Origin of the sequence: Helicobacter sp. NHP19-012, from assembly GCF_019703325.1 — a bacterium.
Taxonomy (GTDB): domain Bacteria; phylum Campylobacterota; class Campylobacteria; order Campylobacterales; family Helicobacteraceae; genus Helicobacter; species Helicobacter gastrofelis.
In genome coordinates, this window is the sequence record NZ_AP024819.1 from 149,417 (window position 1) to 165,285 (window position 15,869).

At 46.6% G+C, this 15,869-nt stretch carries 18 protein-coding genes; 7 read left to right on the forward strand and 11 right to left on the reverse strand.

What is annotated here, in order from left to right; all coding sequences use genetic code 11:
- Window positions 1–4: 4 nt before the first annotated feature.
- The 7 genes from K6J74_RS00725 to K6J74_RS00755 are packed head-to-tail and all read left to right on the forward strand — an operon-like array spanning window position 5 to window position 7,610.
- On the forward strand, window positions 5–2,545 hold the full coding sequence (locus tag K6J74_RS00725) for a tetratricopeptide repeat protein (protein ID WP_221272041.1): 2,541 nt from the start codon (window positions 5–7) through the stop codon (window positions 2,543–2,545).
- Window positions 2,542–4,596 carry an ATP-dependent helicase gene (locus K6J74_RS00730; protein WP_221272042.1) on the forward strand — a complete coding sequence of 685 codons (2,055 nt, stop codon included), beginning with the start codon at window positions 2,542–2,544 and terminating at the stop codon, window positions 4,594–4,596. The genes K6J74_RS00725 and K6J74_RS00730 overlap by 4 nt, the downstream gene beginning before the upstream one ends.
- Complete coding sequence (gene flgA / locus K6J74_RS00735; protein WP_260321615.1) at window positions 4,593–5,267, forward strand: flagellar basal body P-ring formation chaperone FlgA; 675 nt, start codon at window positions 4,593–4,595, stop codon at window positions 5,265–5,267. The genes K6J74_RS00730 and flgA overlap by 4 nt, the downstream gene beginning before the upstream one ends.
- On the forward strand, window positions 5,264–5,824 hold the full coding sequence (locus tag K6J74_RS00740; protein ID WP_221272043.1) for a UbiX family flavin prenyltransferase: 561 nt from the start codon (window positions 5,264–5,266) through the stop codon (window positions 5,822–5,824). Before flgA ends, K6J74_RS00740 begins: the two co-directional genes overlap by 4 nt.
- Window positions 5,824–6,297 (forward strand): pantetheine-phosphate adenylyltransferase, encoded by a 474-nt coding sequence (coaD, locus tag K6J74_RS00745; RefSeq protein ID WP_221272044.1) that lies wholly within the window; start codon window positions 5,824–5,826, stop codon window positions 6,295–6,297. The genes K6J74_RS00740 and coaD overlap by 1 nt, the downstream gene beginning before the upstream one ends.
- A complete protein-coding gene (gene tmk / locus K6J74_RS00750) occupies window positions 6,298–6,864 on the forward strand; it encodes a dTMP kinase (protein ID WP_221272045.1) in 567 nt (188 codons plus the stop codon).
- Window positions 6,861–7,610 carry a carbonic anhydrase gene (locus K6J74_RS00755; RefSeq protein ID WP_221272046.1) on the forward strand — a complete coding sequence of 250 codons (750 nt, stop codon included), beginning with the start codon at window positions 6,861–6,863 and terminating at the stop codon, window positions 7,608–7,610. The genes tmk and K6J74_RS00755 overlap by 4 nt, the downstream gene beginning before the upstream one ends.
- Here K6J74_RS00755 and miaA read toward each other — a convergent pair.
- Genes miaA through K6J74_RS00810 form a run of 11 tightly spaced genes read right to left on the reverse strand, consistent with a single transcriptional unit; the run spans window position 7,591 to window position 15,866 of the window.
- Window positions 7,591–8,472, reverse strand: coding sequence for a tRNA (adenosine(37)-N6)-dimethylallyltransferase MiaA (gene miaA / locus K6J74_RS00760; protein ID WP_221272047.1), 882 nt, complete (start codon window positions 8,470–8,472; stop codon window positions 7,591–7,593). The genes K6J74_RS00755 and miaA overlap by 20 nt on opposite strands.
- On the reverse strand, window positions 8,469–8,789 hold the full coding sequence (gene rsfS, locus K6J74_RS00765; RefSeq protein ID WP_221272048.1) for a ribosome silencing factor: 321 nt from the start codon (window positions 8,787–8,789) through the stop codon (window positions 8,469–8,471). The genes miaA and rsfS overlap by 4 nt, the downstream gene beginning before the upstream one ends.
- A complete protein-coding gene (nadD, locus tag K6J74_RS00770; RefSeq protein ID WP_221272049.1) occupies window positions 8,776–9,375 on the reverse strand; it encodes a nicotinate (nicotinamide) nucleotide adenylyltransferase in 600 nt (199 codons plus the stop codon). The genes rsfS and nadD overlap by 14 nt, the downstream gene beginning before the upstream one ends.
- Complete coding sequence (gene nikR, locus K6J74_RS00775) at window positions 9,359–9,802, reverse strand: nickel-responsive transcriptional regulator NikR (protein ID WP_221272050.1); 444 nt, start codon at window positions 9,800–9,802, stop codon at window positions 9,359–9,361. Before nikR ends, nadD begins: the two co-directional genes overlap by 17 nt.
- Before the next feature lie 23 nt (window positions 9,803–9,825).
- Window positions 9,826–10,671, reverse strand: coding sequence for a prolipoprotein diacylglyceryl transferase (gene lgt / locus K6J74_RS00780; protein WP_221272051.1), 846 nt, complete (start codon window positions 10,669–10,671; stop codon window positions 9,826–9,828).
- The gene (locus K6J74_RS00785) at window positions 10,646–11,404 is read right to left on the reverse strand and encodes an RluA family pseudouridine synthase (RefSeq protein ID WP_221272052.1); all 759 of its coding nucleotides are present in this window, start codon (window positions 11,402–11,404) and stop codon (window positions 10,646–10,648) included. The genes lgt and K6J74_RS00785 overlap by 26 nt, the downstream gene beginning before the upstream one ends.
- Entirely contained in the window at window positions 11,388–12,572 is a 1,185-nt protein-coding gene (gene waaA, locus K6J74_RS00790; protein ID WP_221272053.1) for a lipid IV(A) 3-deoxy-D-manno-octulosonic acid transferase, read from the reverse strand. Before waaA ends, K6J74_RS00785 begins: the two co-directional genes overlap by 17 nt.
- Window positions 12,573–12,575: 3 nt before the next feature.
- Window positions 12,576–13,292 (reverse strand): zinc ribbon domain-containing protein, encoded by a 717-nt coding sequence (locus K6J74_RS00795; RefSeq protein ID WP_221272054.1) that lies wholly within the window; start codon window positions 13,290–13,292, stop codon window positions 12,576–12,578.
- Window position 13,293: 1 nt separating this feature from the next.
- Window positions 13,294–14,049, reverse strand: coding sequence for a Nif3-like dinuclear metal center hexameric protein (locus tag K6J74_RS00800; RefSeq protein WP_221272055.1), 756 nt, complete (start codon window positions 14,047–14,049; stop codon window positions 13,294–13,296).
- Window positions 14,042–14,923, reverse strand: coding sequence for a glycine--tRNA ligase subunit alpha (glyQ, locus tag K6J74_RS00805; protein ID WP_221272056.1), 882 nt, complete (start codon window positions 14,921–14,923; stop codon window positions 14,042–14,044). Before glyQ ends, K6J74_RS00800 begins: the two co-directional genes overlap by 8 nt.
- A 10-nt stretch (window positions 14,924–14,933) precedes the next feature.
- On the reverse strand, window positions 14,934–15,866 hold the full coding sequence (locus K6J74_RS00810; RefSeq protein ID WP_221272057.1) for an NAD(P)H-dependent glycerol-3-phosphate dehydrogenase: 933 nt from the start codon (window positions 15,864–15,866) through the stop codon (window positions 14,934–14,936).
- Between the last annotated feature and the right edge of the window lie 3 nt (window positions 15,867–15,869).

A 15,869-nucleotide genomic window follows, 5' to 3' on the forward strand; every position in this document is an offset into this window, starting at 1 on the left:
TGGTATGGTGGATGAAAATCAAGAGCAACCCCAAAAAAATAAGACAACTAACCGAAAAAATGACCCTAGTGACCTTGTAGAGGGGGAACAAAACAAAAGCAAGAGTAAAAATAAATTCTCTGCCTTTTTAGACCAGATTAAAAAATTTTTTAACAAAGAAAACTCCCTTTTCAACGCTAAAAGCCCCAAAGAGTTTTTAGTCCGCTTGCATAGCTACCCTAGACTATACTTCTCTGTTTTGGGTGGGACGGGCCTTGTGGTCTTAATCGTTGTGGGTGCACTCATCACAAGCTTTGTTGCCCATGAAGAACACCATGAAAAAAAACTGAGCAAAAACACCGAACAACAACTTAGTAAACTCGTGCAAGTGGAGAAGAGCGAGAATTCGATTTTAGATAACTTGCCCACTTTAAAAGAGAGTAGCCGCATCCCCCTAAGCAATGAAGAGCAAGTCAACACTTTGATTAAAAAGGCTGAAATCCTCTACAACCATGGGCAAATCGATGAATCTTTGCAGGTTTTTAGCAACATCTCCAACATTTCATCGAGCATTGCTAACCACAATCTAGGGGTGATTAGAATGCGTAAGCACGACTATGCAGGAGCCTTACAGGCTTTTAATGATGCTTTAGCGATTAAGGGTAATGATAGTGTGGATGCCATTGACGCAATGGCTGCTGCCTTTTATATCAACAATATGGATCTTTACACCCGCTATTTAAAAGTGGCCGTGGACAACATGTCAGAAATAGAAAAACAGCCCATTTACTCCTATGTCTATGCCCTGACTCTTTACTACGGAGGGCATTACTTTGAAACCCTATCTGCCTTAACCAACCCCAACTCCGATTTATTCAACGGGGATAGGCAACGCTTGGCGGCTAAGATATATTTGCTCTTTGGAGACGAAGCCAGCGCTATCACACAACTGAGTGCTACCGCTACTCCCAGAGATAACAAGGCTTTGGGCTTGCTCTATGCGCGCATGGGCGATTACGAACAGGCGATTGAATACCTGCAACGCTACAACGAACGCTACAAGGAAGATAAAGATGTGCTAGTGGCTTTAGAGCTCATCGCACTCAAATTGGGGGATTTTGGTGCCGTGCAAGACATCTTAAAGGCTCTTTTATACGACATCAATAAAAGCAAACACCAAGAAAAGATTCTAACGGACACTTACCCAATTGAGCCATCTCCTAATGCGTATTTTTTTGACATGAACACCATCCGCAAGGATTTTTGGAGTAGAAATTTTAAAGATGGACCCGGACTGCCCATCGATCGGGTATTGTTTTACTACGCTCCCTACAAATTAGTCAATATTAAAAGTGCCTTGGGTGCGATCCAAGAGGGGGTGTTTTTTGTGGATAGCAGTGGGAGTCAGGACTTTACAGGGGCAGTCAATTTTTTAGAAAATGGTAAATATGGTAGCCTTGCCGACCGACACATGATCGCCGGGATCAAGCACCTGAGCCTCTTTCACTTACGCCTAGCGCTTAAAGAGTTTGAACTCTCGTTAGAAGATAATCCTAACAGCTCTGTGGCACATTACGACACGGGTCTAATCTACGCCCAGCTAGAGAACTTCCATAAAGCCAGATTCCACTTTAAAAAGGCTTACCACCTCGATCCTAAAAATGTCCTCGCTGGTATTTTTGCTGTCATGAGCACACGCCTAGATTACCGCGACCCTAGTGCCCTACTCAAACAAATCACTTTGGATTTCCAAACTTTGAAGTTTAGTGATCCCACAAGGCATGCCTTTTTAAGTTCTTTCCTCTCTTATTTAAACGGGGCGACCGATGATGATTTGAACTGGATGCAAAAGGCTAAGCGACCTTTGAGCATTTACTACGCCTTAGGCGTAGCCTATGCCAACCGCACCCATAACAAACAAAGACTAGTGAAAAACTTCGCCGCCCTAAAAAAAATGCGCCCCAAAAACATGCTCACAAGTGTGTTTTATGAGATGATGCTTAAATACCACGCCGATATCCGCCAAATGCTTGGGGCTTATGCCTTTTTAACCAACAAAAAGACGAACTTTGAGGAACTCATACATGGTCCGCTTTTGGCACGCAAGATGTATATCTACATGGGCTTCATCACAGGGCTTTTAAACCAAGAGGAGGAGGAGCTCAACGCCCGCTTAAGTGCTTCAAACAACCAAGAGATGAGCACAGATTTATTGCGCATGCTCGGCTTGCTCCACATTTTCCAAAAGCAGTATGAAAAATCCATAGGGATTTACAACGCCCTCATCGACAAGCTGGGCGATCACGAAATGGAGGTTTACGAATTGGCGAGTCTATCCTACATTGCTTTAAAACGCTTTGACGATGCCGCCTTGTTGTTAGAGATTGGCAAGAGCATGGATCCGGGCAATTACGATGTGCGCTATGGCTTGGGACTGCTTTACCAAAGAGTTGGTAATTTAGAGGCTAGCTTAAATAATTTTGGTGCGATTAAAGCCCATGATTTTCACTCTTCTTATTTTGATTTCTATTTAAGAGCACCCACAAACGCCCAAGATTTGCCATGAATGCCCAAAGTCTACTTGCCCCTCTAAACTCTGCCCAAAGAGAAGCTGTGCTCCATATTGACGGACCCTTATTGATTTTAGCCGGAGCAGGCAGCGGTAAAACCAAGACTCTAACCACCCGCCTAGCTTACCTCATCGGCTCTGTGGGGGTGCGCCCTGAAAACACGCTCACTTTAACCTTCACCAAAAAAGCCGCCCATGAAATGCAAGAGAGGGCGATGGCATTGCTCGGCACACAGCACAAACCTTATAAACTCAAACTCAGCACTTTCCACAGCTTTGGTTGCGCTTTTTTGAGAAAATACATGGGAGTGTTGGGGCGCACAAAAGACTTTATTGTCAAAAAACCCGAAGAACTTAAAAAAGAACTCAAACACATTTTGCTCCCCTACAAAAACAATAGTAATTTTCCATGGCAAGACGATTCTCACTTTCTCGGTCATTTATTTAAAAATTTTTTGCGGATCAAAAACCACCTCATCAAATGGGAAGATTGCTACCCCGATGTCAAAAAAGCGTTTAGGGCTTATGGAGAATATTTAGAAAAACAAAATTGGGTGGATTATGACGACCTCATCGCACTGCCCCATCTCATCTTAGAAGAAACGCCTACACTGGCGCGCCAAATCAGCGAGTATTACCAATACATCTCTGTAGATGAGTACCAAGACACCAACCCCTTGCAATTCAAACTTTTAAAACAACTTTGCAGCACCCACGAAAACTTGTGCGTGGTGGGTGATGACGACCAAAGCATTTACGGCTTTAGGGGGGCAGACATCAGCAATATTTTAGACTTTCAGAACCGATTCCCCAGAGCTAAGGTCATCAAACTCGAGCAAAATTACCGCTCCACCCCTGAAATCCTTAGCTGCGCAAACGAACTCATCGCCCATAACCAATACCGCCACCAAAAGACCTTATTTAGCCAAAAGAGCCAAGGGGGTGCACACACCATAAAAGCGAAGCATTTCCCAAACACCTTAGAAGAACAAGGCTTTATCCTTAAAAAAATCCTAGAATGCGCCGCTAAGGGAATCCCCTATGAGGAAATCGCCATCCTTTACCGCTTTAATTGCCTTGCTGAAGACATTGAAAAAACCCTACGCCAAGCTAAAATCCCCTACACTCTTGTGGGACAGACGGGCTTTTTTGAGCGCGCCGAAATTAAAGACCGCCTCGCCTATTTGCGCACGCTGGCTAACCCCCATGACGACAGCGCACTTTTGCGCTTGCTTAGCAAAGTTAAAGGGTTGGGCAAGGGTAGTGTAGAAAAAATCCAATGCATTTGCGCGCAAAATGCTTGTAGCATCGCTAAGGCTTATCAATCCCATTTGCTCCAAGGACTCCCCAGTAAAGCCCATGCTCGCTTACAAGAGTTTTTCACCCTTTTAGATGCCCTATCCCTCCAAGCCACGCACCTAAGCAAACCTAAGCAAGCTCTAGAGCTTTTTAACGCCTACGCCTACATGGACGATGGAGAACAAACAGATGAGGAAGTTTTAGAACGCTTACAAGCTTTAAAAACCATGTTTTTAGACTTTGTGACTGAATCTTTAGCATTAGAGAGCTGTGTATCCGTGCAAGATTTTTTAGACCAGAGCGTGTTAGAAACTCCAGCCATCCATTCAAAAAATTCTAAGGGGGTCAAGTGCATGACCGTGCATGCCTCTAAAGGTTTGGAGTTTAGCGTGGTTTTTCTCGTGGGCTTTGAAGAGGGCTTTTTCCCCTATGGCACAAAGGAGGCGGACATTGAAGAAGAGCGCCGTTTAGGCTATGTCGCCATCACAAGAGCGAAGGAAGAATTTTATATTTGTAGCACTAAAGAGCGCGCGTATTTTAGGCAAAAGCAAGTCAATTTGAGCCCATCCCGTTTTGTGGAAGAAGCCAAATTAGCCCCCGCCCCCATTCTACATGTGGGCGATTGCGTGCACCACTCCCACTATGGCTTTGGCTTGATTAAACACATTGAAGAGGGGCACTTGCAAGTCTTCTTCACGCATGGACTTGTGTGGCTTAGACCAAACTCTGTTAAAAAGATCGTGCTTTGAGGCTCTTACTTTTTATCCTACTCAGTTTGCCCCTAATGGCTGAGGGGCTTTTAGAGCAAGCGATCAGGCAAGCCTACAATAACTTTTACGCCAAATACCCCTTGAAAATCCAAGCGGTGCAAGTAAGCCTTGCCAGCGGTAACCCCGCCACTTTAGAGCAAATTTTAAAACGCGCCAAAAGCCCACAGGATTTAAACCTACAGCTGCGCACTCCCCAATTTTTGAGCCAAGAGGGCTTGTTGCATTTAAGTCTACAAAACCAAAGCGTGTGGGTGCGCTATAAAATCAAAGCCACGATCCAGGTCTATAAGAGCAAGAGCATGTTAAGAAAAGACCAAAACCTAGACCCCAGCAACACCTACCAAGTGAGTGTCCCCTTCACCCGCTTTTTTGCCATGCCCATCGACTCGTCTTACATCAATAACTCTAGTGCAAGGAGTTTCTTAGCCGCCAACACGCTTTTAAGCATCGACAAAGTCGGGGCACAAATTTTAGTTTACAAGCACGAGATTTTCCACGCCACGCTAAGAGAGGGGGCGATCTCTTTAGAAACTTCTTTGCAAGCCTTAGAAAATGGAGTTTTGGATCAAGTGATCCAAGCGTTAAATGTGGAGAGTAAAAAAGTCGTGCAGGTGAAAATCACGGGGTTTTTAAAAGGGGAGGTGCTGTGAAGTTAGTCTTAGGCGTGAGTGGGGCGAGCGGGGTTAATTTGGCGTGGCGGTTTGTGGAAAACTTGCCGCTTGGAGTGGAGTTATTCATTGTGCTCAGTGCGCATGCTAAGAAAGTTGTGCTAGCGGAAATGGAGTTAAATTTTACAGACAAATTAAAAGAGTTGAAACGCCCCTACACCCTTTACAAGCACCACGAGATAGACGCGCCCATCTCTTCGGGCAGTTTCAACGTAGATGCGATGGCGGTGATCCCAGCCAGCCTCAACACCTTTAGCAAAATTGCCCATGGCATTTGCGATGACCTACTCACACGCACGGCTTCAGTCGCCTTAAAAGAGCAGAAAAAGCTTTTAATCGCCCCTAGGGAGTTGCCCCTGCACTCTATCGCTCTTGAAAACCTTTTAAAATTAGCGCAGACGGGGGCGATCATCGCCCCCCCCTTACTCACCTACTACACCAAACCTAAGGACCTAGAGAGCATGGAGCTGTTTTTAGTGGGTAAGTGGTTTGATTCTTTAGGGATCGAACACGACTTATACCCAAGGTGGGGGGTTTAATGCACCCGGCTATTTATCCGGGGACCTTTGATCCCATCACCAACGGGCATTTAGACATCATCAAAAAAGGGGCAAACTTGTTTAACCCCCTAATTGTGGCGGTGGCAAAATCCAGCGTAAAAAACCCCATGTTTAGCTTGCCAGAGCGATTAGAAATGTTGCAACTTGCCACGAAGTCTTTAGACAATGTCCAATGCCTCGCCTTTGAGGGGCTGTTATGCGATTTAGCGAAGTCTTATAGCTGTAAGTGGATCATAAGAGGGCTTAGAGCGGTGAGCGATTTTGAATTTGAGTTTCAAATGGGTTATGCCAATAAATCTTTAAACCCCGAGCTTGAAACCCTTTTTTTCATGCCCGCTTTGCAAAACGCCTTCATCAGCTCGTCTGTGGTGCGCTCAATCCTAAGCCACAAGGGGCAAATCGCCCACCTAATCCCCCCCCTTGTGTTAGACTTCATCAACCAAAGGTTTTAGATGTATGTCGCTTTAGAAGGGGTAGACACGAGCGGCAAGAGCACGCAAATTGCCCTACTTAAAGAAGCCTACCCGCATGCACTTTTTACCAAAGAGCCGGGGGGCACTAAGTTAGGGCAAGCCCTACGCCAAAAGGTCTTGCATGAGAATTTAAGCCCACCTACGCAGTTTTTATTGTTCCTAGCCGATCGGGCTTTGCACTTAGAGGAGGTGCTAAAGCCCAATGCAAATAAACTCATCTTTAGCGACCGCTCCCTCATCTCAGGGCTGGCCTACGCCCCTTACCCAATAGAACAAGCCCTAGAATTACACCGCTTACACGGCTTGTTAGAAGTGTTGCCCGATTGTGTATTTTTGCTAAAACTACATCCTAAAGCCTTAAAAGAGCGGATGCACACCAAAACCCACGACTTTATCGAATCCAAGGGGCTAGAGTTTTTAGAGCACACCCAAGAGCGTTTGTTGCAAGCTTGCCAACTTTTGGGGCTCAAAACCCACACCCTAGACGCAAGCCAAGACCCAAAGAGTTTAAATAAAAACATTTTAGAAAGGCTTAAACGGTTATGAAAACAAGTTTATTTCTCATCGGTTTATCTTTAAGTTTGCCCATGGCTTTAGGGGCAGAGCATTGGAGCTATGAAGCCCATACGGGGGCTAAACACTGGGATAAATTACATAAAGACTATGCGGTTTGTAAGGCGGGGAAAAACCAATCTCCCATCAATATCGAACATTACTACCATGCACCCGACAAAGAAAATTTTGTCTTTAACTACCACAGCACAGCCCCCACTTCGATCGACTATGCACACCACACTTTTGTGGCTAAGTTTGCCCACCCCAAAGATTCTATTATCTACAGAGATCACAAGTATAACCTAGTGAATCTGCACTTCCATATCCCTATGGAATTTGCCATCCATGGCAAGCGCCAACCCTTGAGCATGCACCTAGTGCATAAAGACGCTCAAGGGCGTTTATTGGTGGTGGGGATTGGCTTTACAATTGGGCAAGAAAATCCCTTCTTAACGCCTCTCTTAAACGCTTATACATACAAAACACCCCCCAAACCCCTCGCCTTAGAAAAACTTTTGCCAGACACGATCCACTACTACCACTTCAACGGTTCGCTCACAACACCCCCTTGCACAGAGGGCGTGACTTGGTTTGTCCTTGAGGAAACCTTAAGCCTCTCGCCCCAGCAATTTGAAGGCATTAAAAAAATCATGCACAACAAGCCCAACCAACGCCCCTTACAAAAAGACTATAACCGCGTGATTGTTAAAAGTTCGGCTATTGTGCGGGAGCATTAAGGCGCAAAATCGCTTGTTTGAGCTTGAAGGAGGGCAAGAATTGTGCGTTTTTAAAACCCTTGTTGAAGGTCATTTGGCGTTTAGCCAGCTGGCAAGTGTGCGTGGTGATGAGGCTTTCTAGCTCTGTCGCCTTAATTTCTCCCCTTAAATATTGCAAGCACTCTTTAGGTCCTATGGCTTTAAAGGGTTGGTGGTGCGTGCCGTACTTTTGAGCTAAGGTTTCAATCTCTTGCACCATGCCCCTTTTTAACATGCACTTTGTGCGTTTGGCGATCTGTGCGTACAGGGTGGGCTTGTCTAGGGCTAAAACAAAAATCTCAATGGGGTGCTTAAAGGGTTCTTTGGGGTGCTCTTTAAAATAAAGGCTTGGGGGGGTGTTGGTGGCAAAGTAGAGTTTTAGCCCCTGGGCGGTGCGATAAGGGTCTGTGGCGTGCTTGGCGTAGGTGGGGTCAATTTTAGCTAAAAAGGCGTGGGGGTCTTTTAGGGCTTTGATTTGCTCTAAAATCTCTTGCTCTTGCTCTTGGCTGAGTGTGGGCTGTGGGCTCAAGCCCTCGATCACGGATTTTAAATAAAACCCACTCCCGCCTACAATCAAGAGTTGTTCGTGTTCTAACATAGCCCTTTCAAGCTCGGCTTTAAAGACTTGGGCATTGTTCTTTTGGGGGATTTTAAGGACATTCACGCCGTAGTGCTTGACAAGGGCTAGCTCTTGTGGGCTTGGTTTGGCACTGGCAATGTCTAGCTCTTTGTAGACACTAAGCGAATCTAAGGATACAATGGGGGTATTTAAGCACAAAGCGATCTCTAGCCCTAATGCACTCTTCCCGCTCCCACTCGCCCCGATGATGGCAATGATTTTCAATGGGGCTTGTTATAGGTCTTTAAAAACCCGTCTAAATCAAAACGCTCTCTATAATTCTGGGTGAAAATATGCACCATAATGTCGCCCAAGTCAATGATGATCCACTCCTCATTGCTTTCATCTACGGCGTAAAAGGTTTCACCTAGGGGTTTGAGCGTGGTTTTGAGGTGATCGAGCAGGGCTAGGGCGTGCTTGCCCGCTAGAGCGGTGGCGATCACCACATGCTCGGTAATATAGTCTTGCTCTCTTAAATCAAAGGTGGCGACATTTTCCGCCTTCTTCTCCTCAAGCAAGGCGACGATTCTAGCAATTCTCATGGTCTTCCTTAAAAGTTGTCAGCACCCCCTCTTGCACCAAGGGGGGCAGGTGGGGGGAGATTTGGTGTTTGGCAAGCACGGCTTTAATCTGTGTGGATGAAATAGGGCATTTGATGTTTTCAAGAGATAAAAACGAGTGGGTGAAACTTGGGGGCGTGCTCAAGGGGTAGCCCTGCCTTTGCACCAAAATAAAATGTACAAGGTTGATAAGCTCCGTGTAGCCCTCCCAATCCTTTAAGCCCACCACATTGTCCGTGCCCATGACAAAGTAGAGTTTTTGGGGGGTGTAGGTTTGGTGAAAATGGCGCACGCTCTCAATGGTGGGCACGGGGCGGTTTTGTTTGATTTCATAATCGCTCACCACGACTTTATCCACCCCCCTTAAGAGTTCTTGCATCCACAGCAAGCGTTGCTTGGGCGTGAAGGCGGGGGGCTTTTTAAAGGGGTTTTGGTGGGCGACTAGGACAAACAACCTATCTAGGGTGAAACTGGCTAAAGTTTGGTAAATCACCTCTAAATGGGCGATGTGGGGGGGGTCAAAGCTGCCCCCATACAGCGCAATGGTGGGCTTAGGTGTTGGACTCAAAACTCGATGCTTTGGTGAGCTTGGAGAATTTCACGCCCTTAAGCCCCCCGATTTCTAAATGCAAGTGCATGATGTCTGCCGGCTTGCCCCTTAAGATAATGGTTTCTAGGCAGTTGTGCGCATCCAAATGCACATGCGTGGTGCATAAAATGCTGATGTGGCTCTCGTGTTGGATGTCGATCATGCGCTGGTTGAGCTCTCGTTGGTGGTGATCGTAAATGAGCACCACAACCGCCACAATCAAGCCTTTGTCCTCGCTATCTGCCCTAGACCAGCTGTCCTCTACAAGGCGCTCTCTAATCATGTCGCGCACGAGCTCGGACCTAGATGAGTAGCCGTTTTTAATGATGCGGTTGTCTAGCTCATCTAAAAGATTTTGTTGTAAGGACACCGAAAACCTAATGATCGCATCTTCTTTGTTTTCCATTGCACTCCCTAAAAAGCCCCATTTTAGCGCATTTGGGCGGATTTATCAAGTTTGATAAAGCCCCACAGCCCCAAGGACACCAGCACCATACAAAAACTCAAAATCTGCCCCATGCTTAAATGCCACACATAATAACCCAGCTGTGCATCCGCTTCTCTAAAATACTCTGCCACAAACCGCGCACACGCATAAGCAAAGCCATACACCACCATGAGCATGCCATGCGTTTTGCTGTAATGCCTAGCCACACAAATCACCAAGAACACACAAAAGCCCTCTAAAAATGCCTCTATGAGCTGACTGGGGTAACGCAACACCCCACCCACTAAAATGCCTATTTTCTCGCCAAAAATATCGCCCTTGGGCACAACCCGCCCAAAGAGCTCTTGGTTTAAAAAGTTACCAATGCGCCCAAAGACATAGGCTAGGGGCAAACTCACGGCGATCAAATCCAAGTAAATTAAGAAGTTTTGCTTTTTCACCTTGCTAAAGACCCACGAAGCCACCAAAAAACCCACAAGCCCGCCGTGATAGCTCATGCCTCTAATACCGATAAACTCCCCGTTGTAAAAGGGGTTAAAAATTTGCCATGGGGCTTTGAGGTAGTAAAGCGTGTTGGGGTCGTAAATGAGAATGTAGCCCAGCCTTGCCCCCAACACTACGCCCACCTCAGCGTATAAAAAATAGCTCTCAAAGTTTGTTTGGCTAATGGGAAAGCGCGCGGGGTCTGTCTTTAGTGCCCTCTTGGCGAGAAAAAAGGCGACAACGAGCGCGCTCACATAGGCGAGCCCATACCAATGCACGGGGATAGAAAAGAGATGAAAAGCAATGGGGCTAAAATGGCTATAAATCGTGTTCCAGTAACTCACAGCAATCCTTGAAGTAAGGGGGTAGGGGGGCTTGAAATTTTAGCCCTAATAGCTCTAATTTAAAAGCGTGTAAGAAAAAATATTGATTAGGCTTTGCGCCGTAGAAAATGTCGCCCACAATGGGGTGTTTGAGGTGGGCTAAATGCGCCCTAATTTGGTGCGTTACTCCCGTTTCTATCACCACTTTTAATAAAGTCATTTGCCCGATTGTCTTAATGGGGGTGATGTGCGTAAGTGCCCTCTTGCCCTTTTTATCCACAAACGCCCGCACAAAGCCCTTTTTATCCTCTGTGTGGCTTTTTTGCACGCTTAAATTCTTTGACACGCTTAAAGGTTTATCTAACACCCCTTGCACTAAAGCCAAATACTCTTTATACACCTTGCGCTCTTTAAACGCCTCTAGGGCTTTTTTATAAAACTCCCCCAAACCCAACAATAAAACGCCGCTTGTGCTTTGGTCTAAGCGGTGGCAAAGTTGGTAGGGCTTGTGGGTGCGCTCTAATTCAAAACTAGACACATTTTGGGCTTTATTCAAGGCTAGAAACTCTGTCTCTTTGGCTAAAACCTGACTTTCACACTTTAAGACGCTTAAGGGGGCATTTGAGGCGATAAGCGCTCTAGCTAATTTGAGCCTTTGCCCGGCTACGCTCACTAGACCTTTGTCGATGAGCCTTTTAGCCTCTTTATGCGAGATTGTAAGCTGTTTAGCCAAAACCTTATACGCCTGTAACATTAATTGCCTTGATTAAAGTTTGGAGTTCTTGCTCGTGGGTGTCTATTTTGCTGTGCTTTAGCGTGGCGTGGTTTGCCAAAGTGGGGGCTAATTCGTTTTCTTGCACCAAATAAAAATTCTGCACGCAGGCAAACAACGCCTCTTGGTTAAAGATATGCGTCCCACTGATGAGCTTTACCCCAAAGTAAGCAGGTTCTAGGGGGTTGTGCCCGCCAATGGGGGCAAACGCCCCGCCCAAAATAACAATATCCGCGATCGCATAAAAGTTAATCAGCTCGCCCAAAGCGTCAATGAGAAGCACCCGACTATCCCACCTCAAGCCCCTAGAAAAACAGCTAAAATCACCTTTAAGTTTGGGGTGCTTTTCTAAATAGCTTCGCACTTCTTTAAAGCGTTCGGGGTGGCGGGGGACTAAAATGAGCTGTGCCGACTCGTCTAAGCTTAAAAACGCCTCTACAATCAGTGCCTCTTCGCTAGCGTGGGTGCTCGCCCCCACAATGCTTAAGTTTTTAAGTTTGGGGTAATTTTTGGTGCAAATGGGGGGGTTGAATAACTTAGTGTGGGGGAAAACACAAAGTGTTTTTGCTCCTAAGCTTTCTAACCTCTCTTTGTCTAGCACACTTTGGGCGTAGATAAAATCAATGTTTTTAAAAAGGGCAGTGTAAAAGGGCTTGAAGCGTTTGTATTTGGGGTAGGAGCGGCTAGAAATGCGGGCGTTGATTAAAAAGGTCTTTGCGCCCACAGACTTTGCCACAGCAAAGAGTTGAAACCACAGCTCCGCCTCTGTTACCACAAGGGCTTTTAACTCATCTAAATCCTTGCACCATAGAAATAACAAGGTTTCAAAGAGTAAAAAGTGCGCTTGGAGATTGTGGTGATCTTTGGCCAATTTTTGGGCGTGGTTGTAGCCCGTTTGCGTGGTGGTGGTTAAGAGTGTGGGCGTGTCCTTAAAGGCATTTAGCAAACACTCTAAGGACTTCACCTCGCCTAAAGAGCAAGCGTGCAGCCATAAGCGGGGCTTAAAGCTTAGGGCATATCTCCTAGCAAAAAAGCGCGCCTTGAGTGAGTGGCGGTATTTTGCCTTGAGGCTAAAGAGGGCTAAAAAGGGCGTGGCGCACAAATGCCCCACAGACAAGAGCGTTAAATACACAAACTTAAAAAAAGCCAAACCTTAAGCGGATTGTGCGGTGTCTATGTATAAAATCCTACCACAATGCGGGCAAGTCAAAATGTCGCTGCTGCTTAAAACCTCGGCATAGGTGCGATCATTAATACGGATAAAGCACCCCCCACAAGCTTGCTTTTTCACACTCACAACGCAGGTGTTGCCCGCCCAACGGCGGATTTTCTCATAGAAGGCGATGAGTTTATGGTCCATTTTCAAGGTTAAATCTTGCTTTTCTTGGAAGATTCTTTGCTGTTGCTCTTTAATCTCGGCAGTTTCTGTCTCCACTTTCTGCTCGAGCGTGGCGATCTCTTGCTCCAAATCCTCTAAGGCACTTTGTAAGGTTTCCTGCAGCTTGCTCTTATGCGCGCTCTCTATCTGCAAGCGTTCGATCTCTTTGTTGGCTTGGTTCGCCCGTTCTTTGGTGATGTCCTCTTCAATGCCTAGAGAGCGTAACTCTCTTTCGCTTTTGACTTGAGAAATCTTTTTTTGGATGCTATCGACTTTGGCGTTGGTTTCGTACAAGGCTTGTTCGTTCTTTTGGATTTGTAGGTGCAAACTGCCTTTTTCTTCTTCAAGCAAGGCGTATTCTGCCTGCTTTTTCTGTCTTGTGGCTAGGGCTTTGTCTAAGTCGGCTCTCTTGGCTTTAATCAAGGGCTCTAAAGCTTCAATGTCTTTATCTAACTTGGCAATTTGGATCAACTGCACTAAGTGGGCGTTCATGTCAAACCTTAAGTATAAATGGATTTTTACAATCGAGTAGTCTAACACACTTTACTTGAGATTGCAAAATGTAGGGCTCTAGCAAGTCTTTCAGCAAGGGTACAAAAAACTTTTCGCTCTCATAATGGGGGACTTCTAAGAGCGAAACCCCCACACTGAGAGCCTGCATGGCATCGTGGTGCTTGATGTCGCCCGTGATGAGGCAAAGATTGCTAGGGGGCTCTTTAAGCTCGTGTAAAACCCCACAGCCCGCCCCACACACCACAGCCACACGCTTAATTTTGGTTTTAGCGTCTGCTAGACGCACATAGGGCAGGTTTAAACGCTCTTGTACTTGCGTGGCTAAGTCCTCTAGGCTTATGGGGGCAATGTCAGCCACTAATGCCATGCCCTCCTCTTTGGTGTGGCTAAAGCCTAGAGTTTTGGCAAAGTAGGGGTTTAAATGGGTCTTGTCAAAATTCGTGTGTAGGGCTACAAGGGCACAAGATTTTTGTAACAACAAGGTGGCGATGTTAGCCGGGTAAAGGCTGGGGTTGAAGTTTTTAAAGGGTCTAAAAAATAGGGGGTGGTGAGTGAGCACCACGCTTTTAGGGGGCAACTCTTGCACTAACTCTAAAGTGAGCTCTAGGGCGATGGCGATGTTTTCATACGCAGCATGCAAACTGCCTAAATTCAGCCCCCCATTATCCCAACTCTCTTGCAAAGCAAAGGGGCTTAGCTGGTCTAAAAAGGCAAGAAGTTCGTTTAACTTAAGCATTTAGGCGGGCTAACCTCTCTGGCTCTTGCTCTTTGTATAACAAGGCACAGGCTTTGGCAAGCTCTCTAATTTTTAAAATGCACTCTTGGCGTTTAGCCACAGACAACGCCTTTCTAGCGTCTAGTACATTAAAAAAATGGCTAGAGAGCATCACAAAGTCGTAAGCCACTAGGGGCAGGTTTTGCTCTAAGCAACGCTTGGCTTCGGCTTGGTTGTTTTCAAAGCTAGCTTGCAAAAAGTCTAAATTGGCATGCGTGAAATGGTAATGGCTAAACTCAAACTCGCCCTCCAAATGCACCTCTTTATAATACACGGGCTTGTTATCTTTAAGCGTCCAAACAATGTCTAGCACCGAATCGACTTGCTGGATATAAGTCGCTAACCTCTCCACGCCATAGGTGATTTCTATGGGCGTGGGGCTGCAAGCAATCGAGCCCACTTGCTGAAAGTAGGTAAATTGCGTGATCTCCATGCCATCAAGCCACACCTCCCAGCCTAGCCCCCACGCCCCCAAAGTGGGCGACTCCCAGTTGTCCTCCACAAAGCGGATGTCGTGCTTACTAAAGTCAATGCCTAGAGCCTGCAAACTTTGTAAATACAGCTCTTGGATATTTAAGGGGCTTGGCTTGATTAAGACTTGAAATTGGTAGTAACTGCCTAAGCGGTTAGGGTTCTCGCCATAACGCCCGTCTGTGGGACGGCGTGAAGGGGCGACATAGGCCACGCTCCACGGGGTGGAGTCTAAACTCCTTAGCAAGGTGGCAGGGTGGAAAGTCCCCGCCCCTGCCGGGATGTCATAGGGCTGTAAAAGGGTGCAACCCTGTTTCGCCCAAAACTCTTGCAATTTCAATAAAATATTTGAAAAGGTCAGCACGGCGTTATCCTTAGCGTTTGATTAAGGCGGTCATGCTCTCTAGGGGGTTCTTGCCCTCTAAAAGCAGGTCTAATTCTTTAGCAATGGGGGCGTGGATACTCTCCCTTGTGGCGATTTGCACGATGGCTTTGGTGGTTTTGATCCCCTCAGCGACTTCTTGCAACTCTTCTATAATCGTGGCTAAGGGCTTGCAAGCGGCGATGCCTAGCCCTACGCGGTAATTGCGTGAAAGCACAGAATTGGCGGTTAAAAACAAATCCCCCGCCCCAGACAAGCCTAAAAAAGTTTCCATTTTGCCCCCAAAATGTGCCCCAAAACGGCTCATTTCCACAAGCCCCCTTGAGAGCAAACTCGCCTTAGCCCCCTGCCCTAACTCCAGCCCATCGCACACCCCAGCGGCGATAGCGATCACATTTTTATATGCCCCGGCGATCTCAGCTCCCCTAATGTCCTCGTGGATGTAAGAGCGGATGAAGGTGGGCAAACAGCTAGCATAGGCACTAGCCAGCGTGGCATTGTTGGAGTGTATCGCTAAAGCACAGGGCAAGCTTGCCACAATCTCTTTAGCAAAGCTAGGGCCTGCCAAATAACAAATGTTTTGGCTGTCTAAAAACGCCTCGGCAATTTGGCTCACAAAACACCCCCCGATCTCAACCCCCTTAGCGGCGATCAACACCCGAGAGTGGGGGGGCAGTTTTGCCCTTTCAAACCACGCCCTCAAATGCTGTACGCTGATGGCAATGACAAATAAATCCGCCTCTAACGCCTCTTGTAACACACATTGCGTGATGGGCTCGTGCCCCTTTAGCACTAAGTCTTTGTTTAAGGGCATGAGTAAGGGCGTTAAATCCTGTCTTGAAACGATTTGGATGGAGTTTTTATGCCCCAAAGCAAAGGCTAAAGCCCGTCCCCATGCCCCTCCGCCAAAAACCGCAACGCGCATAGC

Excerpts from the sequence above, each read along its gene's own strand:
- K6J74_RS00725 (WP_221272041.1), top strand. The coding sequence starts at position 5 with ATGGTGGATGAAAATCAAGAGCAACCCCAAAAAAATAAGACAACTAAC.
- K6J74_RS00730 (WP_221272042.1), top strand. The coding sequence starts at position 2,542 with ATGAATGCCCAAAGTCTACTTGCCCCTCTAAACTCTGCCCAAAGAGAA.
- coaD (WP_221272044.1), top strand. The coding sequence starts at position 5,824 with ATGCACCCGGCTATTTATCCGGGGACCTTTGATCCCATCACCAACGGG.
- tmk (WP_221272045.1), top strand. The coding sequence starts at position 6,298 with ATGTATGTCGCTTTAGAAGGGGTAGACACGAGCGGCAAGAGCACGCAA.
- K6J74_RS00755 (WP_221272046.1), top strand. The coding sequence starts at position 6,861 with ATGAAAACAAGTTTATTTCTCATCGGTTTATCTTTAAGTTTGCCCATG.
- rsfS (WP_221272048.1), bottom strand. The coding sequence starts at position 8,789 with ATGAGAATTGCTAGAATCGTCGCCTTGCTTGAGGAGAAGAAGGCGGAA.
- nikR (WP_221272050.1), bottom strand. The coding sequence starts at position 9,802 with ATGGAAAACAAAGAAGATGCGATCATTAGGTTTTCGGTGTCCTTACAA.
- K6J74_RS00785 (WP_221272052.1), bottom strand. The coding sequence starts at position 11,404 with ATGTTACAGGCGTATAAGGTTTTGGCTAAACAGCTTACAATCTCGCAT.
- K6J74_RS00795 (WP_221272054.1), bottom strand. The coding sequence starts at position 13,292 with ATGAACGCCCACTTAGTGCAGTTGATCCAAATTGCCAAGTTAGATAAA.
- K6J74_RS00800 (WP_221272055.1), bottom strand. The coding sequence starts at position 14,049 with ATGCTTAAGTTAAACGAACTTCTTGCCTTTTTAGACCAGCTAAGCCCC.
- K6J74_RS00810 (WP_221272057.1), bottom strand. The coding sequence starts at position 15,866 with ATGCGCGTTGCGGTTTTTGGCGGAGGGGCATGGGGACGGGCTTTAGCC.